Below are 26,802 nucleotides of genomic sequence, written 5' to 3'. Positions count from 1 at the left end.
GAAGACATGTCCACCCGCCAGCCAATTATCTTCTGTGGCTACGATTCCAGCAAGGTCGCCGGTGGGCCGATTGTTTGGCTGCAACGATTACTGCCGGATCTCGTCGCCAAAGGCTTTGAAGTTCACGCCTTATTGATGTTATGGGACTCACCCGATGTCTGTGTGCTCAAAAAGCATTTGGAAGACTCCGCAGTACCGATTCGCACATTGCAAATCGACTGGAAAGTCCCAGCCGAGCGACGCGTCCGCTGGATCATTGAGCAAGCGCAAGATATTAAGCCAGCCGTTCTGGTAGCCAATCACGTAATTCCAGCATACATCGCATCTCCATATCTTCAAGCGTTTGGAGTCAAAACAGTTGGTGTAATCCACAGCGATGATGTATTCTACGAGGCGCTGATTGAGCACTTCTATGTGAATCCCGAATGGCATTCACCAGACGTAATCATTCCAGTATCCCAGCATCTCGAATCATCAATCCATCATAAAATACCCAATGATGTACTGTTAAAGCGCATACCTTGCGGCTGTCCTTTACCAGAGCTGGCCAATCACAGATTGCAAAACACTGGAGAGCTTCGGGTCATGTATGCTGGCCGCATAGTGCAGGAGCAAAAGAGAATTCTGGATCTCACAGATGCGTTTATCGCAGCCTCATGTTCAGCGCCTGGTTTCAAGTTTTCAATCTTTGGAGATGGACCTGAACAAGAGCAAGTTGTTGAGCGACTTGCCAAGGCTAATAACCCAAATGTCATTTTCCATGGTTCAGTAACTCCCCAGGAAATCATTGACCAGATGGCGCAACATGACGCCTTCGTGCTCATGTCAGATTATGAAGGTCTGCCAATAGCCCTAGTTGAGGCGATGGCATGTGGCTTAGTCCCAATCTGTCTGAAAACGAGAAGTGGCTCAACAGAGATAATTAATGATCGAATTAACGGCCTCATAATCAATGATCGCAAGGCATCGTTCATTTCAGCGCTGAACTTATTAGCCGAAGACAACAACCTACGCCATCAGCTAGCAGCCAATGCTAGAAAAACAGTCGAAGAAGAATACAGCACCTCAATAAACCACGGGCGCTGGGCAAAACTTCTCGCCCAGCTTTCAACTGAAAGCGAAACCAATCTCCGCTCTATAAAACTGCCAAGTAAAATCAATTTACCGCCAGTGGATCCAAGATTTCGCGGAGAAGATACACGTGGTCGAAGACGAACCGTATTGTGGCGAAATAGGCTATTACACTGCTGGTCGCAGCTAAAGCAGCAGATCGCGCCAAGAGCTCGTCTGCGGCGCGCTCTACATCGACTGCGTAACAGAGAATTTTAATGAGTAGAATATGCATCGTCACGCCTCCTCACTATTTGAGCGAGACCTTTATCCGCGCTCACGAAGACTTCTTGCCCGGTGAAAAGCTGATACTAACGGGCAAATTCCCACATTACGAATTCAATGGCGGCAGATTGATCAAGCAATACAATCGCCATAACCGTTACCGTCGTCTACGCAAATTACTCCCTCAAATCTGCTATGAAAGAATCACTTCGCAGAGCGAACATAGAGACATTGCGCTTAGAAGCCTCTCCGAATTCTTTGAACATGAGCAAATAGATGTTTTATTAGCCGAGTATGGGATGACCGGAGCCGACATAACTCCATTTGCCCAAAGGCACGGTATCCCTTTGGTCGTCCACTTTCATGGACACGATGCTTATAATCGAGAATACCTAGCCGATTACGCCAAGCGGCTTGAATCGATGTTCGACTACGCAAGCACAGTCATCAGCGTATCCGAGGCGATGACAAAGCAACTCATCAGCATTGGCGCACCGCCAGAGAAAATTCAGCTCAATCCATACGGCCCACGCGATTACTTTTTAGAGCTCGAACCGAATTACGCGAAGCCTCAGTTGATCGCTGTTGGGCGTTTTGTGAATATGAAAGCGCCCTATCTGACATTAGCGGCGTTCCGTGAAGCGTTAAAAACTTGCCCTGACGCTCGTTTGATCATGGTCGGCGATGGGGAATTACGCGAAGCATGCTCCAACCTGGCAATTTCCTGGGGCATTTCGGACAAAGTAGACTTCCCCGGCGCTCTAAAGCACGATAAAACACAACAATTATTAACCGATTCCCGCGCATTCGTACAGCATTCAATCCAAGAGCAGAGTGGCGTCTGCGAAGGAACGCCGGTTGCTATACTTGAGGCCGGCGCGGCCGCACTGCCTGTCATAGCAACTCGGCATGCTGGCATACCGCAAGCGGTAATCCACGGCGAAACAGGTTTTCTCGTCGAAGAACTAGATACCCAAACGATGGCAAAGCATATGGTGCAGATTTTGCAGAATGAACCATTAGCAAGAAAGCTTGGACAAAGCGCGCGAAGCCATATTCGCGAAAATTATTCAATGGAGCGTCACCTTAGCAACCTACAGAGAATCTTGGAAAGCGCACAAAACCGCTAATCGATTTTTCCAGGAAATCGACGAATTGAATAAAGTAATCTCACCTGCCCCCAATCTGGTAAGTAAGTTCGTGCCTCAAAGACAAGAAAGTCAAAAACCATCCGCGCTGGTCGTCACCACAGAAATCCCTCTGCCTTATGGATCTGGCGCTGCAGTGAGAAGCTATTTTTTCATCAGCTCGCTAATCGCAACACACGACATCACGCTTGTCATCACACGCCCAGACCAAGGAACCACGGTCCCAGAGCTCTTTCGAGAGGCATGTCATCTGATCCTACCGCAGGCCTCACCACATGGCACTAGAAGAGCGAATAAGCAACAAGGCAGACTAGCATCCTGGGGTAACATTTTGCGCATCATGAAGTGTGCTATTACCCAAAATGAAAGTGGCTATTTATACCGACTTGCTGAGTCCCTGGAAATCAGCCTGCGCCCTGACACGAAGACCACCCCATCAAGCAGAAAGCAAAGACTGCTACGCACAATCATTCGCCTAGAATTGGATCTCTTAGAGCGATGGAAAAAAGCATTGCCTTACATTACTTTCCATCACTGGTCAGCCTTCGAGTCAATGCGTCCAAACATTGAAAACATGGCTCCCGCCGGGGGTTACGATCTTATCTGGTATGAGCACAGCTTCATGCATCCCTTGATGCAGGATTTAAGCGTCCGAAGCACTCAGTCGAAATTGATTTGTAACTCACATAATATCGAGCACGCACTGCATTTGCGAAATGCCCAAACAGCGCCCAATAAGACGCTATTCAAATGGCTTAAGCGTCAGGCAGAGATACTTAGAAAAGTCGAAACAGCTTGCTTCAACGAAGCGGACTTGATCTTTGCCTGCTCAGACGAGGACCGAAAACTTGGCTTAGAGCTCGCGCCGAGTGCTAATTTCTCTGTTGCCCCTAACGGCGTAGACACGAACTACTTTCAACCTGCCGAACAATCCAGCGCCAACCCGACGCTGCTTTTCACCGGCAACATCAGCTACGAACCGAACACAGACGCGCTTAACTTCTTTCTTAAAAATATCTACCCGCTTATTCAGCAAAAGTGCCCAGATGTCCGATTCATCTTTGCTGGCCGCAAAGCAGAGATTTATGCGTCAAACTACGGCTCTCTACCAAGTGGCGTACAAGCGGCGCCCAATCCTGCTGATATGCGCCCTTGGTTCGAGCAAGCGTCACTCTGCATCGTTCCATTGCGCTCCGGGGGAGGAACACGACTGAAGATACTGGAAGCCATGGCGATGAAAAAGGCTGTCGTTTCGACATCTATCGGCGCAGAGGGTCTGCCTGTTGTTCAAGACCACAACATTCTCTTGAAGAATGCAGCCGAAGATTTTGCTCAAGGCGTCATTGATCTACTTCAGAACAAACCGAAACGAGATAGGATTGCAGAGAACGGACTTAAGTTTGTGCGCACTGGCTACGACTGGAAGCAGATTACTGCTCAGGCGCAAGTTCAGTTAGAACGCTTGCAGACTGCTGGCACACGTTGAGCGGTGCTTTCTTTTGTCTCAATCCCAGTTTACGTGGAAAGTCCGATGATAGCCGCCGTCACTAATTCAGAAAACTGATGTCCACGCCTGCCCCTAAAGTCAGCGTATGTATTCCGGCGTATAATGTAGAAAAATATGTCTGCGAAACGCTCGATAGCGTGCTTGCCCAAACGTTTAAAGATTTCGAAATAATCTTTGTTGATGATGGTAGCGTTGACCGCACTTTGGCGATTGCCGAAGACTATTCTAAACGGGATTCACGCATTCGTGTATTCGCCCAAGGAGAAAATAAAGGTCTCATCGAAAACAGAAACCGCACTCTCAAAGAAGCACGGGGAGACTTAATCGCGTTGGCGGATTCGGACGACATCATGCATCCTGATCGGCTAGCTCGACAAGTCTCCTTTATGGATAACAATCCCGAAGTTGGAGCATTAGGAAGCACTGTTGACTATAAAATCGAATACGATGGCAGATCACCTCATCAGGACATTTATCCTGATGACTCGAGCATTCGTTTTTTCATGAACTTACTGCCATGCTTGTGGAATCCCACCACAATGTATCGACGAAATTTGATTGAACAGGTAGGCGGTTATCGGAGTGAATTCGCTGCCGGAGGCGAAGACTATGAGCTCTGGTCTCGCCTGCTGCCAATCACACAATTTGCCAATATCCTCGAACCTTTGGTGACCTACCGTGTGCATGGCTCATCAGTGATGGCGACCCAGCCGAAATGCTTGAACAACGTCCTAAGTGTTTCGAAAAGCCTTTTCAACCAATACACGGGACTGAGCCTGACTGACGAAGATCGAATGCTGCTTCACCGATTCATGACGCACGAGGGACTTCCCCTGGACTTGGTAAAGCAGGCATTTCATTACCTCGAAACATTCAGCTCCATTGCAAAGCAAAGAGAGCCCAACACAGTTTATTCAACCTTCCAAAATACGCTGTCCGAAATATACCTGACCCACTCGGAGTATATATCCTACGTTTGCCCAAGCACCAGCGGAGCGCTTTTACTCAAGTCCCTCTCGGCAAAACCAACGCTGCTGAGCACTGTAAGATTCTGGAAGCAAGCTGTCCGCGGATTAGTTTTAAATCGCATTCGCAAGCCTAAGTGAGCCAGAAAAAGAAAGCACTGATGATCTGCCCCGAAATTCCCCGACCAGTCGGAACCGGAGGACAAGTCCGCAGCTATCATTTTTTCTGGGAACTCGCACAACGTTTCGAACTGACGCTGGTGATTCTAACCCCAATTTCCGACCAAGCTACTTACGATTCCCTGTCTTCGCATTGCCGTAAAATCATCGCGCCGGCAGCTAAGCAAATTTCTGCCTCAAGCGGACGTTGGCGCAGTGCGTTGCAAACAATCCAGTCCATCTTTCAGCCCCAGAAGAACCACTGGATCAATTTTCTCGACCGCTACCTCTACTACTATCAAACAAGGCTCGAAAAATCAGGACAGCGTCTAACTCACAAACTCATGTCTTGGCTCCTACAAACGGAGCTAGCCGCCTTAGTGGGCAAATCTCCCCCCCCCTCAACGACTCACTATATCAACCGCAGTTTCAGCGACATACAGGGAACAATCGCATCCCTAACTGCAAGCCAGACTATTGATTTAGTCTTTTTCGAGCACTCCTTTACTTATCCATTAATTCCTAGTCGGATCCAATTTTCCAATCGCCCATTCATTGTCTGCAATGCGCACAATATTGAATCAGTGATTTACCAGCGACTGGCCCAGAATGATAAACAGGCAAAACGCCACAACGAGATTCAGAAAAAACTCTTGGAGCATTGGGAGGCTCGCGCTTTTAGCGACTGTGACCTCGTTCTAACTTGTTCAGAAAAAGATATGCTTACGGCCAAAACAGTAAGCCCGGACGGAAGCTACCAGGTTGCGCCAAACGGAGTCGACATCGATTATTTTTCGCCACGCGAACTGCAGCAGCTCGATCAACCAAGAGTTCTTTTTACCGGCACAATGGACTACCACGCCAATAAAGATGCGGCCGACTACTTCCTATCTGACATCCTTCCGTTGATTCGTAAAAAAATACCAAACTGTGAATTCATCATTGCGGGGCGACGTGCAGCGAAAGCATTCCCGCCGGAAAAAGTTGCCTCTCACATTGTCGTCATATCTGACCCAGAAGATATACGACCGGTCTTTGATCAGGCTGCGGTGGTAGTTGTCCCACTTCGCATTGGCGGTGGCACCAGACTTAAAATACTCGAAGCACTATCAATTGGTCGTGCGGTCGTATCGACCAGCATTGGAGCTGAGGGCGTCCCTTATGAATCGGGTGAACACTTATTGATTGCAGATTCACCAAACGCTTTCGCCGAAAGTGTCATCGAGCTCTTAGAAGACCAAGCGAAGGCAAAGAAGCTCGCCAGCAAAGGTCAAAACTGGGCTCGAAGCAACTACTCCTGGCCAGCAATTAGGGAGGCCGCAGTAGGCAAGCTTGCCAAGGCTTTGTGATGAAAATCTTACAGATAATGCCTCAGGCTCCGGACCCAACTGGTGGTGGCGGCTGTACTCGCAGCCTGCATTTTACCCGCGCCTTGGCCTCCCGGCATACGGTCACCACAGCCATACTATCCGTTACCTCTCACGCCAATTTTCCAGACTGGTTTTCGCCACCTGAATCCCCCACCCGATTCCTGTCACCACCACCAGATTACAATCTCGAAGCTCAGCAAGCGAAACAAGGACGCTCAGGTTTCAGTCGGGCCATGCAAGCGTTCACTGCTTCCAACCTGGATCACGGAAAGCGGCTCATTATCCCCGGGATGGGCAACTGCGTGGCTCGTTCTGAAAAAGAAGAGCTGTCCACCTTCCATCGCCTCTATGCACATCTATTGCTTAAGCGCGCACGTGGAATATGGCATAAGCAGCAACTGTTCCCAACACTCGGCCTGATCTATCTTGAGCAACTAGAGTGCCTGTTGCCGGAAATTGAGCAGGAACACCGCTCTAAGCCGTTCGATCTAATCTGGATGGAATTTTCCTACCTCTATCCATTAGTCAAAGTCTTGCGAAACAGCCTTCCCGAAGCGCCAGTGGTATGCAATGCGCATAACAACGAATGGGAGCTCCAAGAGCGAACCGCAGGAAAATACAAAACTCCGCTAGCCCGAGCATGGGGAACGTTAGAATCTGACATGCTTCGCTATTGGGAGAGCCAAATGCTGCGAGAATGCAAGCTTACCTTCTGTTGCTCGAAAATCGACCGCCAAGGACTCGTCAATTTGGAGCCCGAGTGCGAAGAAAAAATTTTCGTTGCCCCCAATGGAGTCGACACCGATTGCTTCCACACTTTCAAGGTGGCTCCGAATAGCGAATCTCCACTCATCCTGTTCACGGGAAGCGCTAGCTACGGCCCCAACCAACAAGCAGGCAAGCTATTGGTAGAGGAAATCATGCCGCTTGTTCACCATCACTCGCCCCACTGCCGACTTCGCTTGGCCGGAAGAAATGCAAAAGCAGAGTGGGCTCATTTGCAGAATGGTCGAGATTGGTTGGAGGTCATTTCAGATCCCCCCGACATGCGTCCATACTTTGAAGATGCAGATATTTTCGCCGTTCCCTTACAGTACGGAGGAGGCACACGACTCAAAATTCTCGAAGCCATGAGCATGGGTAAGCCAGTCATTTCGACCAGTATTGGCGCAGAGGGATTGGAGGTCACACCTGAGACGGATTTAATTCTGGCCGAGAGCTCCGAGTCAATGGCGAGCGCGATCCTGAACTTAATTCAAAATAAATCCTTGAGAGAATCCCTAGGGATAAACGCAAGAAAGTTGGTTGAACAAAAATACCAATGGAGTCAGATCACCAAAGCAGCCCTCACTCAGCTTGAAAACGCATTGGATTAAATGAAGATATCCGTCCTCACACCATCGTACAATGCAGAGCGATATCTTGAGCGCGCGATCCAAAGCGTACTGATCCAAGATGATCCAGACTTCGAGCACATTGTTGTGGATGGCGGCTCAACAGATGGTACGGTGCAGATACTGGAGCGGCATCAACACATCAAATGGATTTCCGAAAAAGATCGCGGTCAATCGGACGCGATGAATAAAGCTTTTGCTCTGTCTACTGGTGATGTCATTGTCTACCTGAATGCAGACGACTGGTTCGAGGCCAACGTTTTTCAGCACGTCAGAGCAATGTTTAAGGCGGCGCCGGAACACGGCCTCGTTATTGGCAACTTATATGACCGTCGAGAAGGCAGTGAGGCAGTAGGACTGACCAAGCCAGTGAAAGATTACCGACGTTGTCTGCAGTATTACAAATATCGATTTCCACTAAACCCGGTTTCCTACTTTTACCGCAGAGAAGTTCAAGAAGCCACGGGGCCCTTTCCTGAGGAGCTACATTTCGCGATGGATTACTGGTTCATCCTCCGGGCATTGTCGAAATTCTCAGTCTGTGAATCGGATTTGGTATTCGGCACATTCTATTTCACGGACTCAAACAAGACCAGTCAGGACGACTGCCCGGAAACGCCCCATATGATTGTAACCCGACACATTCGTGAATATGATCCAAGCGTCAGGTGCTTTTTTCTTCGTAAATGGTATCTATATCATTACGGAGTCGAATTTTTTGAACGCATTAAATCGCCAATCCGCAGGTTGGTTTACCATGCATTCTTCCGTCGTCACCTCACGCTATCAGAGTATCGCAAGTTAGGTTTTCGGGCCGCGTTTCGACAAGGTAGAGGCGCCAACAAAAATTCTTAGATTCAGCAAGCATCGACATGGGCAATATCCGATCTATAGCAATTAAAGCTGCTGGGAAGTGTATGAGCAAAAGCATGCGCAACCAGCTTCGTTTAGCGATCTGCCCGAACACACTGTGGCCGTATCAAACTTGGCTCATTAACCCCAAGCACCACTTCATTTATTGCCCAATTCCGAAAGTCGCCTGCACAAGTCTCAAGCACTGGTTTATCCATAGCCTAGGGGAGGACATTGATTTTAAAGACATTTCCGAAGCCCATGCACACGTAGATAAAAACTACACATTGCTTCACACCGACAGACGACAGGCGAAACATGCGATCCACCATTACCAACGTATGGTGGTTGTCCGAAATCCCTGGTCACGTATCGTATCGGGTTATATTGATAAATTTGTACGCGAACCATTCAATCCCCCCAAGGCCGACGTCATGGAAGCGATATACCGGCGAAAGGGGCATCAAGTGAATCGCACTGGTACGTATATTTGGAAGACAATGGGCCAAGAGATCAAGATGCCCATGGACCCTGCCATACCTTATCATGAGGGCATCAGCTTTCAGGACTTTGTCGAGTACCTCAGCCTAACTCCGAACAGGGAGCTCGATGCCCACTGGCTTCCCCAACATTCATTTTTAGGCAAATACCAATTTCAATGGGTCCTTAAAGTTGAGGACTTGAACCATGACGTCACTCAATTTGAGAACGCGATAAACATGCCCAACATTGAGCTCGCTCGCCTCCACAATGCAGACTCAAAACCAGCGAAACAGTCTCTTCCCCCCGATAGTAAATTGTCCGCATTAGTTTCCAGTGAGCTCGTCGATTATTCCAGTAAACTGAAACCGCACAACCTGCTAACCAAAGAATTGGTCGAACAACTAGGCGAACGATTCGCGCAAGACGCAAAGCAGTTTCATTATCAGCCACCCAAGCTGTCGGATAAATAAGCCATTCTTCACCCGCAATTGGTCACATGAGCGCGCACAAGACTCCAACGGTTTCCGTTTTGGTCACGATTTACAACCGTGAGCATATTCTGCAGGAAACTGTCGAAAGCATCCTCAACTCCACCTACCAAGATTATGAACTGATATTGGTCGATGATTGCTCGAAAGATAAATCTTACCAGATAGCGTGCGAGCTAGCTAAAGCTGATTCCCGAATCCACGCATATAAGAATCCAGAAAATTTAGGCGACTACGGAAACCGTAATGCCGCCGCGGCAAAAGCACGCGGCAAATACATCAAGTATGTAGACGCCGACGACCTCGTCTATCCACATACGCTGGAGGTCATGGTCAATGCCATGGAGCGCTTTCCTGAGGCCGCTCTGGCCTTATCAATTAATAAAATAGATCTCCCTCAACCCTTCCCATTCTACACCAGTGCCGGTGACGCCATGCGCGCACACTTTAACGGATCAAGCCTCTTCGGCGTTGGCCCAACAGCTGCCATCATTCGCAACGACGCATTTACTGAAGTCGGTGGATTCAGTGGTCGACAATTTATTGGGGACACAGAGCTTTGGTATAAACTGACCGAACGTTGGCCCTTGGTCAGCCTGCCACCTGCATTGGTCTGGTGGCGCCAGCACGAGGGACAGCAGATGCGGCTTGAGCTCAAAACGCCACAAGTGCTCAACATTCGTAATAACTTGGAAATTGAGACCCTGGAAGCCACCCAGCATCTCAACGACTCCGAAAAAAAGCGCATCGCACAACGGATTCGACAAACTCATGCTCGCCGCCTGCTTTCCATGATGCTCAAGCGTAAATCTCCCGGAATTGCCTGGAAAACATTCCAAGACTCGGGCCTGACATTTCCCGAGCTGCTCCAGGGATTCAAAGGTTACCCGAAGGGATAACCCAGCTTCGATCAATGGCCCTGATCTCGATCATCACACCAGCCTACAATGCCGAAGCTTGGATTGAGGCATCTTTGGAGTCCGCCATTGCGCAAACCCATCAAGACCTGGAGATAATCGTCATTGACGATGGTTCCAGCGACAACACTGCTGATGTCGTTACCGCGATCAAGGATTCTCGCATTCGGCTAATCAGGCAGGAGAACGGCGGTCAGTCCGCCGCCGCAAATCGAGGCATCAGCGAGGCAAAGGGTGATTATGTAAAATTTCTCGATGCCGACGATGCGCTCTCGCCCAACCATCTGGAATCTCAACTCGCTGCGATTCACGGAAGCAAAGAGCTTCTGGCTGATTGCGCCTGGGGTTACTTTGTCGAAGACTGGCAATCTGCTACCACACGGGCTGAAAGCACGAATAGAGACTTCCAGGATCCGGTCGAGTGGTTCGTCGAGTCACTCACGCAGAATGAGGGCATGATGGGCGGCTGGAAATGGCTGATCCCTCAGGAAATCATTTCACGCGCCGGCGGCTGGAACCCGAAACTAAGTCTAAACAATGACTTCGACTTCAGCATCCGTCTTCTGCTCGCCTCCAAAGGAACACGTTGGGCAGAAAACGCGCTTTATGCCTACCGTAAAACGACCACTCCTTCACTCAGTGGGTCTCGCAGTCGCAAGGCAATGGACTCAGCTTTTCTGACCACAAAGCTGGGATGCGATCAATTGCTGGCGAGGGAGAACAGCGAACGCATCCGTCAAATCTGTGCTGACCGCTACCAGATGTGGCTTTATCATTTTTTCCCAGAATACCCGGATTTAAGCCAACAAACGGAAAAGGCCGTGCAAGAGCTTGGCGGTAGCAAGCTGGCTTTACAAGGCGGACGCGCACTTAACCTGCTCCTGCCAGTCCTGGGCTGGAAAAATGTCCGACGCCTGCAAACCTGCGCCTATCGTTACGGCTGGTCCTCCATGCTAAAGCGCAAGGAAAACAAGCGCGTTGAGCGGATAGAACGGCGCAGCGCTTAAGAACACATCGATGACAGAGCAAAGACGCATTGCTTACGTAACGGATTTGGCGATAACCCCATCCGGTGGGGGTTCCTTTGCTGTAAACTGGCACTGTTTTGCCCAGCTCAAAGCGCGACTGGCTACAGTCGATCCGATCGTAATTACTCCCAAGGCCTCTCTCCTCGAACAACGTTGGTCGCAATTTAAGCGCAAGGTCTTACACCAGCCGGGAAAATTCGCCTACTTTTCACCAACCAAGTTGGATGAAAACGCCGACCGCATAAACGCGAAGATCGAAAACGGCCATCAAGCCGTTTTCTTTCGTTCTGCAACCAGGTGGAGTCGCTGTAAGCCAAGCGTTCCCTACTTTGTCTACCTGGACGTCGTCTTTCACACATTCTTCCACAATACCTTCAAGCCAGCAGACTTTTGCCAACAAGACCTGCAGCGTATTTGGGCGGAAGAAGCGGCATTTCTCGAAAATGCCTCGGGTGTATTTTTTGAATCTCAATGGGGTCTGGATGAGGCGCGCAAGGCTTACCAGCTAACTGGCGACCATTACGTAGCGTTGGGCAGAGGCGGCGTCATCCCCCCCCCCGAAAGCGACTCTTGGGATGGAGAATCCCTGAACTTGGTCACGATCGCCATGAAGTTCGAGCAGAAAGGGGGCGATATCCTACTGACTGCGTTCAAGGAGTTACGCCGGCGTCATCCCAAAATCCGCTGGCACATCATCGGCGGTGAACCAGCAGATGAATCGTGGCGATCCATTCCAGAAATAACATTTGAAGGCAAACTTCGCCCAGACAACGCTGATGAATTAGCGCGCTTCGAAAACATTTTGGCCAACGCCTTCCTGCTCATTCACCCCACGCGAGAGGACACCAGTCCCCTCGTCCTGACTGAAGCCGCATATTTTGGTTGTCCATCTATCAGCGTTCGTAAATTTGGCATCCCAGGCTTGGTCACCGACGGACAAACCGGCCTATTGCTCGACCCACCAGTTGAGCCCAATGAACTTCTAGCCGCCATCGAAACGCTCATCCAAGACACCGAGTGCTATCAACGCATGCGACAAGCTGCACGCGCTATGGCGCTACAGCAGTTTACATGGGAAGCCGTTGGCTCTAATTTGGCTGATTACATTCGGGAGAGAACTGGTTAGTATGAAAGCCACTTACATCGGCATCCTGACGCCTGGAGCCACTTCACGCATGCGGGCGGACGTGCTCAAGGCATTGACGCCAGATTGGGAATGGACCTGGATCGATACACACACGCCCTACCTACAGGCGCCCCGCTGGGCCAAGACGCTCTCATTCAGGTTGAAATTTGGCCCGGTCATTAGCCAGACGAACAAACTGGTGCAGCAGGAACTAAAGCCCAATCAAGACATCATCTGGGTAGATAAAGCCGCCAACCTTTCCCTTGCAACAACGCGCGCAATGCGGAAGCAAACGGGAAACTTAATTCATTACACTCCCGACACCGCGTTTCACACCAATCGCTCCAAAGCGTTCAACCAGTCCCTACAATACTATGACTGGGCGATTACGACGAAAACATTTGAAGCAGAGCACTACACGCGGTGGATGCCTCGCGAACGGCTGATCTTCACCACTCAAGCTTACGACTCAAAGGTCCATTACCCCAGGACTGACCTCGCCAGTAAACGCGCCGAGGCGGCGTTTATTGGGTTGTGCGAGCCAGACCGCGAACGATGCGCAGACGCGCTCCTAAAAGCCGGTGTCCCCCTGCGTGTCGCAGGCGTCAACTGGGAACCTTTTTGCCAGCGACACGCAAACACGCCACACTTTAAGTTTATAGGCTCTGCGGTCTACGGAGATGATTACGCAGAATTCATTTCAAATTCCTGGATTGGCCTCGGGCTAGTCTCCAAGCGCTTCCCCGAGCTTCACACGACACGGACCTTCGAAATTCCGGCTTGTGGCAGTATCCTGGCCACGGAAGCCAATGAGGAAACCCGTACCTTTTTCAATGAAGACGAAGCGCTTTTCTTTACGGATCACGAACAATTAGCCCAGCAAATAGCCGACTTACTCCAGCGCCCGGACAAGCTGGCCGCAATCGCCACAGCGGGATCAGCCAGAGTGAAGCGTGACCAACGCGACTACCGCTCCATTCTCTCACAACTGCTCTCGGAAACCGGCGCCCTCCCCCATCGCGCATGAAAATAGCCTATGTGCATATTTTGCCGCTGGAATATTACCCACCGGCAGTGAATACGATTCGCGCACTCGCCTCTCGCGATGATGTCGAATTAACGGTTTGGAGCAGTGAAAACCGCAAACATCGTCCCCCCTTTGCCTGCGAAAAGGTCACGATCCGACGCCCAGACTTTGTTAACCCATCGGACAATGCCGTGCGTCGTCTCATCCGTTGCATTCAGTGGCACTGGTCTTGCGCCCGGGGGCTGAAAAAAGCGCAAACCGAAGTAATCATATCGATCGAACCACACTCAGCCTTGGCAGTGTGGTTTTATTATCGGATTCTTGGCGGCAAAGCACGACTCTTCATCCACCATCACGAGTATTACGCGCCCAAAGACTATGATCGCCCAGGTATGCGTGTCGTCAAATGGGGACATACAGCGGAGAAAAAGGACTTATTTCAACGCGCAGAGTGGATTTCCCAGACCAACGAAAACCGTTTAGAGTTTCTCAAGAAGGACATTCCGCACATTGCTCATCAAAAATTCCAAACTTGGCCTAATTACCCTCCGCGTTCATGGCGAAGGCAGTCTGTGCGCCATTCGCAAGAGGGCCCCCTGAAACTACTTTATCTCGGCTCAGCCTCTTTTCACGATACATTTATTCGGGAGGCGGTGGAATGGGTCGCCCGTTTCCCTACTCAACTCAGCCTCACCATCAGCGGATTCAATGTCGATGAATCGGTCTGGAAATGGTTGGAGGACAAGAAATTTCCTAACATCGAGTCGCACCCACAAGGCTGGGATTATGAGGAGCTACCCGAACAACTACGCCGCTACGACATCGGTCTGATCCTTTATAAGGGCAATACCGTTAACTTTGTCTACAACGCGCCCAATAAGCTGTTTGAATACTGGGCAGCGGGCTTGGAAGTATGGTTTCCACCAGAGATGAAACAAATCGTGGAAATGAAGACCCAGCAACCTGAACTTCCGCTCAAAGAGATAGACTACAAGGCACTGAGTCAGTTGTCCCCACCAACTGTAGGTTCGGTTGCGAAGCAAAATTTCGTGACAGACTACAGTTGCGAGTACGCCATGACTTCTCTAATAGATCAACTTTTCAATGAGTAGCCGCGTACCATACATCATCGTCTTTGTCACAATCGGCATTCTGGGCGCATTCCAAGCACTGCCGAATGATTTGCTGGCGATAACCGTCTTTGTGGCAACGTTTTGGTCGTTCTACCGTGGATTGGATACGCATATCCCAATTCTTGAGATCACTGCGTGCATCGCCACTCTTCAATGGCTGATCGGTCCCGTTCTTGGCTACGCCTTTGGCTCATCAGACCCTCGCTATGAGATGTATATCGAGGCTGGGAGGTATTATGCCTTCGCCTTACCTGGCACATGCTTTTACCTAGCAGCGCTCTATGTCTTCCCCAGCGAAACCAAACAGCGTGAGTTTTTAGCAACACTGAGTGACAATCGGCTCTACTATCGTGGGCTGGCGTTGCTGGGCATCAGTTTGGTTTCTGAATTAGCGCTGAGAGTGGGCGTAGGCGGCCTCACCTTCGCCTTCGTGTTGTTGAGTCAGTTGCGCTACATCGCAGCAATCTACTTCCTCTACAGTGGCCATCCAATGCGCTATTATCTCGCAGGGTTGTCGATGGTCTCATTGCTGATCCGGAGCGCCGAATCAGCCATGTTCCACGACCTGATAATCTGGGTAGGTCTGGTCGCATGTTTCTGGTTTCATACCGTGCGATGGAATCCTCCTAAGAAAGCCTTGTTCTTTATCGCGGGCTTCAGCTTCATTTTCACCCTTCAAGTCATCAAGGCAGACTACCGCTCAAAGGTCTGGAATCACCAAAGCGCATCCCTAGTTGCAACGGTTTACGACAAGCTCGTTCGGCAGCAAGCATTCCTTGACGAACCCACACTGATTGCGGCAGGCCAACGCATCAACCAAGGATGGATTATTTCAGCAATCATGCTCCATGTCCCTCTCGTCGAACCATATGCAGAAGGAGAAACGATCAAGGACGCAGTCATCAGTTCTATCTTCCCGCGGGTGATTTACGCTGATAAAAAGAGGGCTGGCGGTCAGGAAAACTTTGAACGTTTCACCGGCCTTAATCTGGAAAGCGGCACCTCAATGGGCACTAGCATTCTAGGTGAAGCATACGCGAATTTTGGCAAGTTTGGGGGCACCGTTTTCATGTTCCTTTGGGGCCTGATTTACGCATTCTTTTATCGCCTGGCCATCCGGCATAGCTACAAAGACGCCTATTTCCTCTTTTGGATTCCTTTAATATTTTATCAGGCAATCAAAGCGGAGACGGAGCTGGTTGTCGTGCTAAACCAGTTAATCAAGGGGACAGTATTAGCTCTAATCGCCTTTTTTGGCGTCCATAAGTATATAGTTCCCGACACCGAATCCCCCACCAACGACGATACCGATTTCCCTGAGGAAGATACCGGATCCCTCCCTGAAGCCAATTGATTAGAATTCTAGGCTCGCCAAACCTTAATTTTTGCTTAAGTTAAATGTAAAAATTGATATACTCATCTCAAATTAAGAGACGCCAGACTAAGTGCTGAAGTTCTTGGTATGAGACATGCTCGCCCTGTTAATCGCTACTAAACAATGACACGCGCTTTTGCACACAATCACTTGCCAATGACCACTGATTCAATCAGCGGCGCGGCAAAATTGTTGCAATTTATCTATCCCGCGCAGCCCATAAGGTCTCAATACAAGTCGATTGCTACCGACTTGCCGAGTTTGAAAACGGCCACTGATCGCGCCCATGACTACACTACTGAAGAATACTGCACCGGTTTTTGCCAAGCACACGGCCTCTTCGCCGCGGTTGATTCTCAACAGCCTGTCCGCCAGCGAGTTAAATCAACAGTTGCGAGACCGCTCATGGCTGCTTAAATCCGCAAAGAAGCTGGCGTCTGCCAGTGTTTACCATTTTGTTAAGGATCTGGATGCCAGCTCTGGAGGGTTGTCTCGATCCGTTCCACAGATTTGCCGTGAACTGGTTACACAAGGCGTGGACGTTTCGATCATTTCCCGAAACAGCCCATCACCGCTCGTAGTCGACGGCCCAAAGTGCTACTTACTGAACGCGAATGCATCAAATGCTGATGAGTACCTGAACGAGCACATCAACTCTCAGCAAAGCACAATCATTCACGTCAATGGACTCTGGCTTCCCTTCCTCAATGCAGGCCCCCGCTTTGCCCGTAGTTTCGGTTTGCCGTATTTAGTCTCCCCCCGGGGAATGACCGCACCATGGGCAATGAAACACAAGCGCCTCAAAAAGGCGATTGCTTGGCGACTCTACCAGCGCAATGTATTGCAACGCGCTTCGTGCATTCACGCTACCGCAGATAGTGAGCTGCAACAAATCAGGGACTTGGGAATCACTGCTCCCGTAGCGGTCATCCCAAATGGCGTGGAAATCATTTCTGACGAGCATTTAGAGAAGCTACGGTCTGAGTCAAACAAACGGGCTCACCCAGAGATACGCACTTTGCTCTTTTTGGGCAGAATCCAAAAAGTTAAGGGTTTAACCAACCTGATTAAGGCATGGGCCAAAGTACGCCAACCAGGCTGGCGCATCCAGATCGTTGGACCTGAAGAAGACAACCATAAGGCGGAGCTCGAAAAACTCGCTACACGGCTAGGCGTACGTCAGGACATCACCTTCTGCGCCCCTCAAAGCAACGAGGGCAAGTGGAAAACCTACTTCGATGCAGACCTGTTCGTCCTCCCAACTCATACTGAAAATTTTGGTCTGACCGTAGCTGAGGCTCTAGGCTGTGAAACACCAGTCATTACGACAAAAGGCGCCCCTTGGCAAGAGATCGAAACACATGGTTGCGGCTGGTGGGTCGACATTGGAGCAGACCCTTTGGCGGAAGCTCTAAAAGAAGCGATGGCGATGACAGATCAACAACGCTTAGACTTGGGACAACGCGGTCGCAAACTCGTCCTAGAACGCTACGGATGGGGTGGTTTCGCCAAGCAGCTAAATGATGTCTACACATGGCTACGCAATGAATCGGCTCAACCCAGTTGCGTCCAGAATGTCGCTTAAGTCGGCTGCTCACCGTCCCAAGCTCGCTTGACGAGCCAAGCTGGCAGAACACGTACAGCACTGGACTGCCTGCCAGTCCACAAACTCAGACCCTCCTTCGTGACTCAGCATCCTTGTTGCAGAGCTAATCGCAGACGGCTAGTAGTCATTGCTTGCGCAGTCAGCGCAATACTCGCAATAAGCATGTCGCTGCTGGTAGGCAGCGACTCCCCTCCGCTAGCACTTGAACTTAAGGAGCGGCCCACGCAAGATAACGAAGAGCCACTGGTCTATTGGCAGGAAAAAACAAAAAGCGGACTAGGCGAATTCACGACTGTGCGCCTTGACCTCCATTCTGACCTATATGCGTTGAACCTCTTCATCAACCCGCCTGGGCCAAGGGCCCCCGATTCAGCCAATTCGAGACTAGAACTGCCGATCACGATTGCTCAAGTGGGTAAATTTCTGGTCGGAGTCAACGCCACATCCTACACTCTCCCTGACAAAACGCCAGCAGCGACGGAAAGCTGGAAAACATTTATCCCCGGCACAAACGTTACACTGCGTGGCTTCGCCAAGGCGCGCGACCACGAACCCATTGGCGACGGCCCAGCAGCCCCCTCATACCCAACTCTCTGGCAAAGAAAGAATGGTGAGATTGGGCTCACAACAGGCCCATATCCCACAGACGCCAGTTGGGCCTTCAGCGCATTCCACTGGCTGATTAAAGATGGTCAGCCGTATCGGGCAATCCTCCCCTATATCGAACGGACAAGTCGCACCTCTGCCGGGATTTCAAAAGACGGCCGCTGGTTTTACCTCGCAGTCTGCGGCCCTTCTGGAGACGACAGCACCGAAAAACAAGGCGCATCACTTCCAGAAATGGCGAACCACTTGATTTCACTGAATGTAGACCGGGCCCTTAACTTTGATGGCGGCTCCAGCACCGCAATGGTAATCAAAAAGCAAGATGCTTACTCACTAACCCCGCCGCCTGAGAAAATCATTTCCCGCCCTATTCCATTCATGTTCGGCATCACCGGAAGCACCGATGGTTAAACATTTCCACAGTATAGCCTGTCTAGCACTACTCGCCCCTATACTCATGGGAAATTCGGAGCAATCAAACTGCTCGGAGATTTTAAAAATTGTGCGGACGCTCTCTGCCGAAAATCAGCCAATCACCCCTCCCCCCGCCGGACCGATGCTGCTATGGACCGGAGTCGGCTTTGCCCCCTTGGCGCCTGACGACATACAGGCCCTACGCACACTGGGCTTGAACCAGCACCTTCCCTTGTTGCAAGATTTTGACGAAACCGCACGGACATTAGATCAAGCAGGCGCTCCGCTTCAACTAATGGAGGGCTTAAAGCGTTTCCCCCTGCCAACCTCCGAGGGGAGTTACGACTTTTTTCCAGAAAAGCCACAAGATTCATTCAATCTCGCGTCCTGGCGAAAAGTAGGGGAATTAATCAGAGAAAGACTAAGCCACTATCAGGAATTGAATCTAACGATTAGTTCTCTTTGGTTAGACTACGAAGGATATCCCTTCAGCTCACCTTTTCTGAATGAGCAGACCCCACCATCAGCTCAGCAAGTAAACGTTGACGACTGGCCTGCCTATCGAAGGCAATTTGCACTGAACATTGCGAGCACCTACATTGCTGCGCCAGCGCGCGAAGTCTACCCACACATCACCACTCTCAACTGGCTGGTCAATCTCTCCTTTCCACAAGCGCCCATCATCAATGCTCTCGGCCAGCCAACGCCAAGCAGCGGCCCGTCATTTTTCTCCCATTCCAACCCCTACGCTTACGGCAACACACTCGCATACGAAAAGTCCGAGCTCCCATTCGATCTACCACAAAAAGCCGTTGATCTATTTTATCTCAAACTGCTGATTCAACATACCTCTATCGATGCGAGCAATAGACAAGCAGCCGCGCCCTACATCGGTTCGATTCCCTGGGTTGCCAGAATTGTCCGCGACTCTAAGAATTCCGAGATTCCAACCATGAGCCGCTCTGCCTATCGTGAAGCATTACGCCACCTGTGGCTTAGAGACATCGACAGCATGCTTATTTTTAATGCGCCTTACCTTACGCCCGATGAGCATCAAGCCGAAATCCAAGATGCCTGCGACGTCTGGCGAATTCTTGAACCCTTTGGGAGCTTACTTAAAGATGGATACGCCTGCGAACTCGGATTCCCTGAAGACACGTGCAATCAAGTAATTTGGTCAGGCATGGCCGATTCTCAGTCCGCCTTAATCCACTTAACCACATGGGATAATCAGACGCCATCAATCGCAGAGATAACCGTTTGGAACAAAATTTACCAAATAAAAATGCCTAAAAGTGGCGGCAAAACCGTGAGAATTTGGCGCCAATATGGCTCACTAAATTTCGACGCAATAACGGTGCTAAACGCTTACCAATTATGAAAATAGTGAAAAAATAGCCTTGCGACTATCGCCCAACTAACTATTCGTAAAAACAAACTGCAACTAACTGCGATACAATAGCTATGCACACTAGAAATACTCTGCTCACTACTACAGCATGCCTTGCTTTAGCGACCCAAGCTCACGCACTATTCCCAGTTTTGGGTGGTGAAATTGGTGTGGCCTTGGACACCTCATGGGGCTATGACTCCAACATCAACGCGAACAGCAGCGAAAGCGGAGACGACATTTTGACCGTCACCCCATCGGTTCAGTTCGTCCGTAAACAAGGAATCAACGTCATCACCATGGGCACTGGTTTCAGCGTGGTCCGCTACGGAGACACCGGCACCCAAAATGACTCGATCAACCCGAATTTCTACGCGACGCTAGCCGGGCCCCAAGGCATACAAAGCAACCTGACCTACAACCTGGGATTCAACTTTGCCCGAACCACCAACGCGAACAGCTTGGTCGGCCAAATAACTGACATCTACAATTACGACCTGACTACGGACTTCATTTATAGTCTAAACAGCAAGTGGTCGATCGGATTCTCACCTTCAGTGCAGTATCAAGATTACAAAACACCGGGTTTTGCCGACATCACATCGGTAGCCGCTGCAATTGATGGACAATATAGCTACTCCGAGAAGTTGACCTTTGATGCTGGCTATCGTTACCGTTATCAATACGTCCCCAGCAGCGCAAGCGGTCCAACTCATGAATCAATGGACCACACGCTATTCGTTGGCGCCTTTGGTGTTCTGGCCCCCAAGCTGAGTGGCAATGTTCAGACTGGTATTAGCTATCGGGACTGGGTTAAGCCAAGCAATCAAGATAACTTTGTCTATCCGTACGTCAATATTGGCGTAGACTGGGACTATTCCGACAAAACCACATTCAACGCCAATGTTGGCGTGGACACCGGCCAGTCCCCCGCCAACCAAGGCTTAGAGTCCGTTAGTGCGAGCGTTGGAGCAACACACAGATTCTCTGATCAAGTTACCACAGGGCTAGACTTCACTTATCTCCGGACATTCTTTACTGGCGGATTGATTAACCGAACCGATGATGCATTTATCATCAGCGGCAATCTCAACTATAACATCAATAGCTGGGCAAGCGCAGGCGCCAATGCATCCTACCAATGGAATGATTCGACCATTTCGACATTCGCCTATGACCGCTGGCAAATATTCGGTAACGTCACCATAGCATTCTAAGAGAAGTACACTACACTGCCCACTCAAATTAAGGAAATAATCCAATGAAAATGATCAAATATTTCATATTCTGGCTAGCTTGCGTAGGTGTTCTATCCGCAGGCATGGTCGAGACTCCTACCGTACAAGTTTACTTGGTTAAAGGCGACGTAACGCTCATCGACATTGAGTCTGGTGAGAAGACGCCATTGCAGCGCGGGGACCTGATCAGCGAAGGCTATGCAATTGAAACTGGCTCCAACTCCTCTGCGCTTCTGCTCTTCTCTAACGGCAGCTCGATCAACGTTGTCCCGGACAGCTACGTGAAAATTGCAGAATTCACTCAAGAGCCCTTCGATCTTCCAGTAAAGAACTATGCGCTCATGGGAGAAGACCCATCAAAATCCACCACCACCCTTGAACTGCATTATGGCAAGGTAGTTGGCAGCGTGCGCAAGCTGCAACCAGAGTCCTCATACACCATCAATTCCCCAACCGGAAGCGCTGGTATCCGCGGCACCACGTTCGTGTTCGCAACTCTCACCAAGTCCGACGCCATTGATGCATCCAACGGTGACCTATCAAGCACAGTCACCGTGCTCTCTGTTGGCGAAGGTGAAGTTGTCTTAAAGGTTGGCGCAAAAGAATACACGGTCAAAGCAGGTGAGACGGTTTCGATTCCCGTTAGCATTGGCGAAGGCGAGGGTGGCACTCTGGAAATTACTGTGGCAACCGACGATGTTCCCAACGAGAACATTACGGCTGCAGACCAACAAGCCATCGATGAAATGGCTGGCGAACTGGAAGATGCCCAGAACAACACATTTCTGGTATCGCCAGGCGCCGACGAAGGTGACTTAGTGCTCACCCCGCTCCGCACTGGCAATACCATCAACTTAGATGGCGGCATCATCAACCCGACCAGCGCATTCTAAACTGAATATTTTCTTCGAAAATGCTGGATCGCCTATAGGTGATCCAGCATTTTTTTTGTCTAAATCCTATGGATCATGAAACTGCAGCTCAGAACAATCTGGCGCCCAAACTAGCAATCGCACAAGCATCGGCATTAGTCATCTTCTCCAGTTGGGCGCTAGGTGGCAGATATCCAGGCTGTGCAATCATCATTATTATCTTGGCTTGGCTAAGCCTTGTCCCACTCGTAATCTACTGGAACCAGCGCGAGTGGAACGGAATAAAGAAATGGCTTCTATGTATAAGCCCCTGGTTATTACTGTCGCTACAAGTAATAATCAGCATTTTCAATCCACTGAACATCCCGGAAGCAAGCTCTGACTCTCTCTACATCACCTGGCAGAAAAACACACCGATCCCCTACTTTCCCATTTGCTACGAACCAGCGAGAACGAAAGAATTCGCGTTGATTCAACTCGGTTGCCTGGCAACCGCTGCGACCGTTTTCACCGTAATTCGCAGTCGGCAGCAAATTTACGCCCTATTGAGCATCATCGCACTCAACGGTGTTACACTGGCGATCATTGGCTCATGGTTCAAGCTTTCAAAAAACCCAAATGTCCTCGGTTATTTTGAACCAGTAAACCCTCATTTCTTTGCATCATTTCGTTATTATAATCATTGGGTCGCATTTGCACTGTTAAGCCTTGGAGCCGCTGCCGCCGTTGCTGAAAGACAGATACAATTCTTCAACAAGTTTGATCGCCAGGATCGCACGCGACAGCGCTGGGATGTCGTATGGGTCGCCATTGCTGCGATCATCTGGATCGCGATTCCGTTATCTGGCTCAAGATCAGGACTCTTATTCGCAACCCTATTCATCATCATTGCCAGCATCCGCCTAGCGATTGCCTACCGTAACCGGACATCTATTTTTGAGGACATGGAACGAAGGACTCGCAAGCGACTCGGCATCGGCATCCTAATAGGCATCACACTTGCAGGCATTATTGGACCGACCTTGGCATCGGATTACCTCAAGGCTGGAATCGCAAAATCACGCCACCAAATCGAATCCGAGCAAATCGACCAACGATTCTACGCATCGCCACGTGATTGCTGGAAAATGGTTCAAGATAAGCCAGTATGGGGCTGGGGCCTCGGTTCATATACTTACATTTTCTTCAAGTTCGCCGGGCCGGAATACAAGCACAAGCTGGGCGCCTTCATCCTCCATAACGAGCATGCGCACAATGATTGGATGGAGTATTGGGTAGAACTGGGAAGCGTTGGATACGCACTGCTTCTATCCGTCCCTATTGGCGTGATTTATCTGACATTCAAACGCAAGCGAGCGTATCTTGAGTGCTTCTGGATTGCACTCACCATCGGCCTATTCTTATGTTTCGCATCTTTCGATTTTCCACTGGGCCCTTCAGCGGGAATCGCCATATTTTGCGTCTGTTTTGCAGCGGGAGCCAGATTAAGCCTAGGCCCTGGAAAAGCTCCCCAAAACTATTACGACTAGCATGCCAAGACAATCATTTGCAAAGAAGCCACCAGTTTGGCTCGGAGTTACACTGCTTATCCTAGCAACAGCTCTCATCTGTTTCTGGGGCTACAAGAAATGGGTTAGCTATGAGCACCAGATGGCCGATCGCGCACTTCAGGAGAAGCAAAATCAAGAGGCGCTGCCTCACATCAAGCGTCTAAAATTCCTCCAGCCAACTTCTCGCGACAATTCACTGCTTTATGCAAAAGCGACCATGAAAGATGATCCAGAGGCAGCCCTCGCCGCCCTGGAGCCCCTGATAGAAGACCCTCAATCCACTCAATTCAAAGAGAGCTCTCTAACATATTTAGAACTCTGCCTGGACTTGAACCGATTGGAGCAGGCTAATCAAATCATTGAAAAAATGGCCCCTAGCATGAGTGGGGAAACGAGCTTCATGCTACTTCGAGTTCGCTATCACACTCAAAGCGGCGATCTCGTTTCGGCAATTGATGAGCTGGGCTTAGTACTCAATATCGACCCAAACAACGCGGACGCCCAGTTCACTCGCGCCCAAATACTACTAATGCAGTCGCGAGTAATCAATTGGATAGAGGCAAAATCTGCGCTAAAAGAGGCTAGCCGCTCGAAGGCTAAAGTCGGGCTACTTGCCTTGGAAATGCTCAGTTCACGACCAGAGATCAAACTCTTTCCCGAAGAGCGGAAATGGCTAATCGAAGAACTGAACAACCATCCACACAGCACGATTCACTCACGACTATTGGCTGCAACACAGATGATCTTGCTTGGCGAAACCGCCCCCGAATCAATCATCACCCAGACCATTGCAACCGAAGCCCAGCAAAATCCACTCGCGGTTGGCAAGTGGCTGCTTGACATCAATCAGCCCAAACACGCGGACGCCATACTCAGTCAGTATGATATACCTGAGTCCAAGGAACTCTGGGAGTTGCAATACTACACCGCGCTGCAGAACCAAGACTTTAATAAACTTAAAGATCTTCTGGCTGCTGAACATTCTTCTGCTTCGAAACCGCAAACAGCGACCTTTGAACTCTACTTCCAACTACGTGACACCCGAACCCTCTCCAAGCAGGACTGGCAGAATACATTCAATCTCACGCTGGAAGCTGAGGAAGCTGATTCCATGATGATATTAGCGCGAATGGCAGGAGGCCAAGGTTGGTGGAACCTATCTAATCAAGCTTATGAAAATGCCATCGCACTCGCATCTAACCCCCTCCTGGCGGCCAATCTGAAAAGAGAGCAATTCACAGTGGCCTTGCACCTGAATGACACCTCGAAGGCATTGAAAATCTCAAAAGACCTGCGTGAGGCATTCCCAAACAATCCCACCTACATCAACAATTACTTCTATTTCAATAACTTACTCGGAAACAAAGACGCCGACCAACTGGCCACCTTAATCGAACTGCAGGAAAATCTGGAGGCGCCGGAGCTAAACGCCACAATTGCCTTTGTCCTATACCTCTCCGGAGACTACCAAGCTGCTGAGCAGCGTTTGGCAGGCGTCCCCTCCTGGCTTAGGTCACAGCCTGACGTTACACTCCTGAATGCGTTGATAGAAATTAAGTTAGGAAATAAAGAGATTGCCCAAAGCATGCTAACCTCAATCAAACCCGAGGCTTTATTACCAGAGGAGAAACAGCTACGAGACGAAGCACTCGCAGCACTCGCACTTTAAAAGAATTGTCTAAAATTGGCTTTACACAAATGGGTATAAAGTTACTATGAATCTAATTATGCGCTACTCACCATACAAACTGCTCGGAATCGCTGCATTATCGATTGGTGTTACTACATCGATGAATGCGGCCAAAATACTTGAATTCGTCTTCACAGACGCACCAATCGACGAAACGACCGGTTTCGCTCCTGTAGATTTTTCAGGCGGCAATGTACAGGTCATTTCTAATACCAATCCATTCTTCTATCCTGGCGTTGGTATGACGATTCAGCAAGATGGCTCTCCTTTCGTGGGCATGACGCCTGGTGTTGGCGCTGGCTACAGTGGCGGCTCAGTAAGTGCTTTATCTCCTACATCTGCAGCACTCGCACTCAATAACACCGGTATCGGTCAATTCACGATCCAGAGCCTGAATATACCTGATCCAGGTAATGGTGCTCCATTAGGCTACGCTTTTAAGGCAACGACATACTCAATTTCAGGCACCGGAAACAATTTGGCCGGTATTGTCCTTGCGAACAGCGCCAATGAATACATTTATCTGACAGTCCCATCGGCCAATGGCGCCTTTGACTTGAGCTTTGACCTCGTTGGCACCTTCGGCACCATTGGCAATCTTTACGGTCCAGACACCGAAAGCTATACGATGTATCTGGTGGCTGTTAACAGTGGTACTCCGGTAGGAGCATCCTTTGTTGGTGGTGACTTAGGCACACTGGAAGGTGAACTGGTCGCGATTCCTGAGCCTGCAACCTACATGGCTGGAGCATCGGTTATCGGCTTGGGCGCATTCCTCATCTATCGTCGCCGTAAGCAAAAGAAGGCGACTCAAGAAATTGAAGCCTAACTTCTAAAGCACAAATTTCACTGAGCCTGCGGCAACTTGAAAGCCGCAGGCTTCTTTTTTGACTACATGAACTTGCCTTGCGAGTCAAGCCCCCCAAGGCTGGCTCCGGTATCAGAGTATATACTCGATGAAGTCGCGTCGAAAAAATAAAAGACCATCTTGGATCAAGCAGAAGCTCGACGAGCTCTATTATTTACGCACCCAAGGGGCAAAACGGCAAAAGAATAGACTGAAAAAATGGTGGAAACTGCAAAGAAGCAGTCTCCGCAAATGGCGCCTGAGCAGGCCAATCGAACAAAA

At 49.8% G+C, this 26,802-nt stretch carries 22 protein-coding genes; all 22 read left to right on the top strand.

The annotated features are described in order from the left end of the window. Window positions 1-6 precede the first annotated feature (6 nt). The 22 genes from RBB63_RS03470 (at window position 7) to RBB63_RS03365 (ending at window position 26,502) form a co-directional block, all read left to right on the top strand. A complete protein-coding gene (locus tag RBB63_RS03470; protein ID WP_309381121.1) occupies window positions 7-1,329 on the top strand; it encodes a glycosyltransferase family 4 protein in 1,323 nt (440 codons plus the stop codon). A 35-nt stretch (window positions 1,330-1,364) separates the two neighbouring features. Then, window positions 1,365-2,465 carry a glycosyltransferase family 4 protein gene (locus RBB63_RS03465; RefSeq protein WP_309381119.1) on the top strand — a complete coding sequence of 367 codons (1,101 nt, stop codon included), beginning with the start codon at window positions 1,365-1,367 and terminating at the stop codon, window positions 2,463-2,465. After that, window positions 2,368-3,969, top strand: a complete 1,602-nt coding sequence (locus RBB63_RS03460; protein ID WP_309381117.1) for a glycosyltransferase — start codon at window positions 2,368-2,370, stop codon at window positions 3,967-3,969. The genes RBB63_RS03465 and RBB63_RS03460 overlap by 98 nt, the downstream gene beginning before the upstream one ends. Before the next feature lie 77 nt (window positions 3,970-4,046). Continuing rightward, window positions 4,047-5,096 (top strand): glycosyltransferase family 2 protein, encoded by a 1,050-nt coding sequence (locus tag RBB63_RS03455; protein ID WP_309381115.1) that lies wholly within the window; start codon window positions 4,047-4,049, stop codon window positions 5,094-5,096. Then, a complete protein-coding gene (locus RBB63_RS03450) occupies window positions 5,093-6,463 on the top strand; it encodes a glycosyltransferase (RefSeq protein WP_309381113.1) in 1,371 nt (456 codons plus the stop codon). The genes RBB63_RS03455 and RBB63_RS03450 overlap by 4 nt, the downstream gene beginning before the upstream one ends. A gap of 311 nt (window positions 6,464-6,774) precedes the next feature. Next, window positions 6,775-7,860 (top strand): glycosyltransferase family 4 protein, encoded by a 1,086-nt coding sequence (locus tag RBB63_RS03445; RefSeq protein WP_309381111.1) that lies wholly within the window; start codon window positions 6,775-6,777, stop codon window positions 7,858-7,860. Further along, window positions 7,861-8,733 (top strand): glycosyltransferase family 2 protein, encoded by an 873-nt coding sequence (locus RBB63_RS03440; protein ID WP_309381109.1) that lies wholly within the window; start codon window positions 7,861-7,863, stop codon window positions 8,731-8,733. 17 nt (window positions 8,734-8,750) lie between these two features. Further along, window positions 8,751-9,683: a sulfotransferase family protein gene (locus tag RBB63_RS03435; protein WP_309381107.1), complete on the top strand. Its 933-nt coding sequence runs from the start codon at window positions 8,751-8,753 to the stop codon at window positions 9,681-9,683. Between the two features lie 26 nt (window positions 9,684-9,709). Next, complete coding sequence (locus tag RBB63_RS03430) at window positions 9,710-10,600, top strand: glycosyltransferase family 2 protein (protein ID WP_309381105.1); 891 nt, start codon at window positions 9,710-9,712, stop codon at window positions 10,598-10,600. A gap of 14 nt (window positions 10,601-10,614) precedes the next feature. Beyond that, window positions 10,615-11,625, top strand: a complete 1,011-nt coding sequence (locus RBB63_RS03425; protein WP_309381103.1) for a glycosyltransferase family 2 protein — start codon at window positions 10,615-10,617, stop codon at window positions 11,623-11,625. Window positions 11,626-11,635: 10 nt separating this feature from the next. Further along, on the top strand, window positions 11,636-12,772 hold the full coding sequence (locus RBB63_RS03420) for a glycosyltransferase family 4 protein (protein ID WP_309381101.1): 1,137 nt from the start codon (window positions 11,636-11,638) through the stop codon (window positions 12,770-12,772). 1 nt (window position 12,773) lies between these two features. Then, window positions 12,774-13,799 carry a CgeB family protein gene (locus RBB63_RS03415; protein ID WP_309381100.1) on the top strand — a complete coding sequence of 342 codons (1,026 nt, stop codon included), beginning with the start codon at window positions 12,774-12,776 and terminating at the stop codon, window positions 13,797-13,799. After that, the gene (locus tag RBB63_RS03410; protein WP_309381098.1) at window positions 13,796-14,911 is read left to right on the top strand and encodes a glycosyltransferase family protein; all 1,116 of its coding nucleotides are present in this window, start codon (window positions 13,796-13,798) and stop codon (window positions 14,909-14,911) included. Before RBB63_RS03415 ends, RBB63_RS03410 begins: the two co-directional genes overlap by 4 nt. Further along, window positions 14,904-16,286 (top strand): hypothetical protein, encoded by a 1,383-nt coding sequence (locus tag RBB63_RS03405; protein ID WP_309381096.1) that lies wholly within the window; start codon window positions 14,904-14,906, stop codon window positions 16,284-16,286. The genes RBB63_RS03410 and RBB63_RS03405 overlap by 8 nt, the downstream gene beginning before the upstream one ends. A gap of 307 nt (window positions 16,287-16,593) precedes the next feature. Beyond that, entirely contained in the window at window positions 16,594-17,892 is a 1,299-nt protein-coding gene (locus tag RBB63_RS03400) for a glycosyltransferase (RefSeq protein ID WP_309381094.1), read from the top strand. A 183-nt stretch (window positions 17,893-18,075) separates the two neighbouring features. Next, window positions 18,076-18,930, top strand: a complete 855-nt coding sequence (locus tag RBB63_RS03395) for a phosphodiester glycosidase family protein (protein WP_309381092.1) — start codon at window positions 18,076-18,078, stop codon at window positions 18,928-18,930. A 46-nt stretch (window positions 18,931-18,976) separates the two neighbouring features. After that, window positions 18,977-20,314, top strand: coding sequence for a hypothetical protein (locus RBB63_RS03390; RefSeq protein WP_309381089.1), 1,338 nt, complete (start codon window positions 18,977-18,979; stop codon window positions 20,312-20,314). A 161-nt stretch (window positions 20,315-20,475) separates the two neighbouring features. After that, the gene (locus RBB63_RS03385) at window positions 20,476-21,540 is read left to right on the top strand and encodes an outer membrane beta-barrel protein (protein WP_309381087.1); all 1,065 of its coding nucleotides are present in this window, start codon (window positions 20,476-20,478) and stop codon (window positions 21,538-21,540) included. 44 nt (window positions 21,541-21,584) lie between these two features. Then, window positions 21,585-22,454 (top strand): FecR family protein, encoded by an 870-nt coding sequence (locus RBB63_RS03380; RefSeq protein ID WP_309381085.1) that lies wholly within the window; start codon window positions 21,585-21,587, stop codon window positions 22,452-22,454. 68 nt (window positions 22,455-22,522) lie between these two features. After that, window positions 22,523-23,962 (top strand): O-antigen ligase family protein, encoded by a 1,440-nt coding sequence (locus RBB63_RS03375; RefSeq protein ID WP_309381083.1) that lies wholly within the window; start codon window positions 22,523-22,525, stop codon window positions 23,960-23,962. A gap of 1 nt (window position 23,963) precedes the next feature. Continuing rightward, window positions 23,964-25,652 (top strand): tetratricopeptide repeat protein, encoded by a 1,689-nt coding sequence (locus RBB63_RS03370; RefSeq protein WP_309381081.1) that lies wholly within the window; start codon window positions 23,964-23,966, stop codon window positions 25,650-25,652. Window positions 25,653-25,710: 58 nt separating this feature from the next. Then, the gene (locus RBB63_RS03365) at window positions 25,711-26,502 is read left to right on the top strand and encodes a hypothetical protein (RefSeq protein WP_309381079.1); all 792 of its coding nucleotides are present in this window, start codon (window positions 25,711-25,713) and stop codon (window positions 26,500-26,502) included. Window positions 26,503-26,802: the final 300 nt, after the last annotated feature.

This window comes from Cerasicoccus frondis, assembly GCA_031296915.1.
Taxonomy (GTDB): Bacteria; Verrucomicrobiota; Verrucomicrobiia; order Opitutales; family Cerasicoccaceae; genus Cerasicoccus; species Cerasicoccus frondis.
The sequence above is the reverse complement of the archived record's forward strand: the minus strand, read 5'-3'. Positions and strand labels throughout refer to the sequence as shown.

Coding starts and splice junctions, on each gene's coding strand:
- RBB63_RS03470 (WP_309381121.1), top strand. CDS start 7: ATGTCCACCCGCCAGCCAATTATCTTCTGTGGCTACGATTCCAGCAAG.
- RBB63_RS03455 (WP_309381115.1), top strand. CDS start 4,047: ATGTCCACGCCTGCCCCTAAAGTCAGCGTATGTATTCCGGCGTATAAT.
- RBB63_RS03445 (WP_309381111.1), top strand. CDS start 6,775: ATGGGCAACTGCGTGGCTCGTTCTGAAAAAGAAGAGCTGTCCACCTTC.
- RBB63_RS03440 (WP_309381109.1), top strand. CDS start 7,861: ATGAAGATATCCGTCCTCACACCATCGTACAATGCAGAGCGATATCTT.
- RBB63_RS03435 (WP_309381107.1), top strand. CDS start 8,751: ATGGGCAATATCCGATCTATAGCAATTAAAGCTGCTGGGAAGTGTATG.
- RBB63_RS03430 (WP_309381105.1), top strand. CDS start 9,710: ATGAGCGCGCACAAGACTCCAACGGTTTCCGTTTTGGTCACGATTTAC.
- RBB63_RS03425 (WP_309381103.1), top strand. CDS start 10,615: ATGGCCCTGATCTCGATCATCACACCAGCCTACAATGCCGAAGCTTGG.
- RBB63_RS03420 (WP_309381101.1), top strand. CDS start 11,636: ATGACAGAGCAAAGACGCATTGCTTACGTAACGGATTTGGCGATAACC.
- RBB63_RS03415 (WP_309381100.1), top strand. CDS start 12,774: ATGAAAGCCACTTACATCGGCATCCTGACGCCTGGAGCCACTTCACGC.
- RBB63_RS03410 (WP_309381098.1), top strand. CDS start 13,796: ATGAAAATAGCCTATGTGCATATTTTGCCGCTGGAATATTACCCACCG.
- RBB63_RS03405 (WP_309381096.1), top strand. CDS start 14,904: ATGAGTAGCCGCGTACCATACATCATCGTCTTTGTCACAATCGGCATT.
- RBB63_RS03400 (WP_309381094.1), top strand. CDS start 16,594: ATGACTACACTACTGAAGAATACTGCACCGGTTTTTGCCAAGCACACG.
- RBB63_RS03395 (WP_309381092.1), top strand. CDS start 18,076: ATGTCGCTGCTGGTAGGCAGCGACTCCCCTCCGCTAGCACTTGAACTT.
- RBB63_RS03390 (WP_309381089.1), top strand. CDS start 18,977: ATGGGAAATTCGGAGCAATCAAACTGCTCGGAGATTTTAAAAATTGTG.
- RBB63_RS03380 (WP_309381085.1), top strand. CDS start 21,585: ATGAAAATGATCAAATATTTCATATTCTGGCTAGCTTGCGTAGGTGTT.
- RBB63_RS03375 (WP_309381083.1), top strand. CDS start 22,523: ATGGATCATGAAACTGCAGCTCAGAACAATCTGGCGCCCAAACTAGCA.
- RBB63_RS03370 (WP_309381081.1), top strand. CDS start 23,964: ATGCCAAGACAATCATTTGCAAAGAAGCCACCAGTTTGGCTCGGAGTT.
- RBB63_RS03365 (WP_309381079.1), top strand. CDS start 25,711: ATGCGCTACTCACCATACAAACTGCTCGGAATCGCTGCATTATCGATT.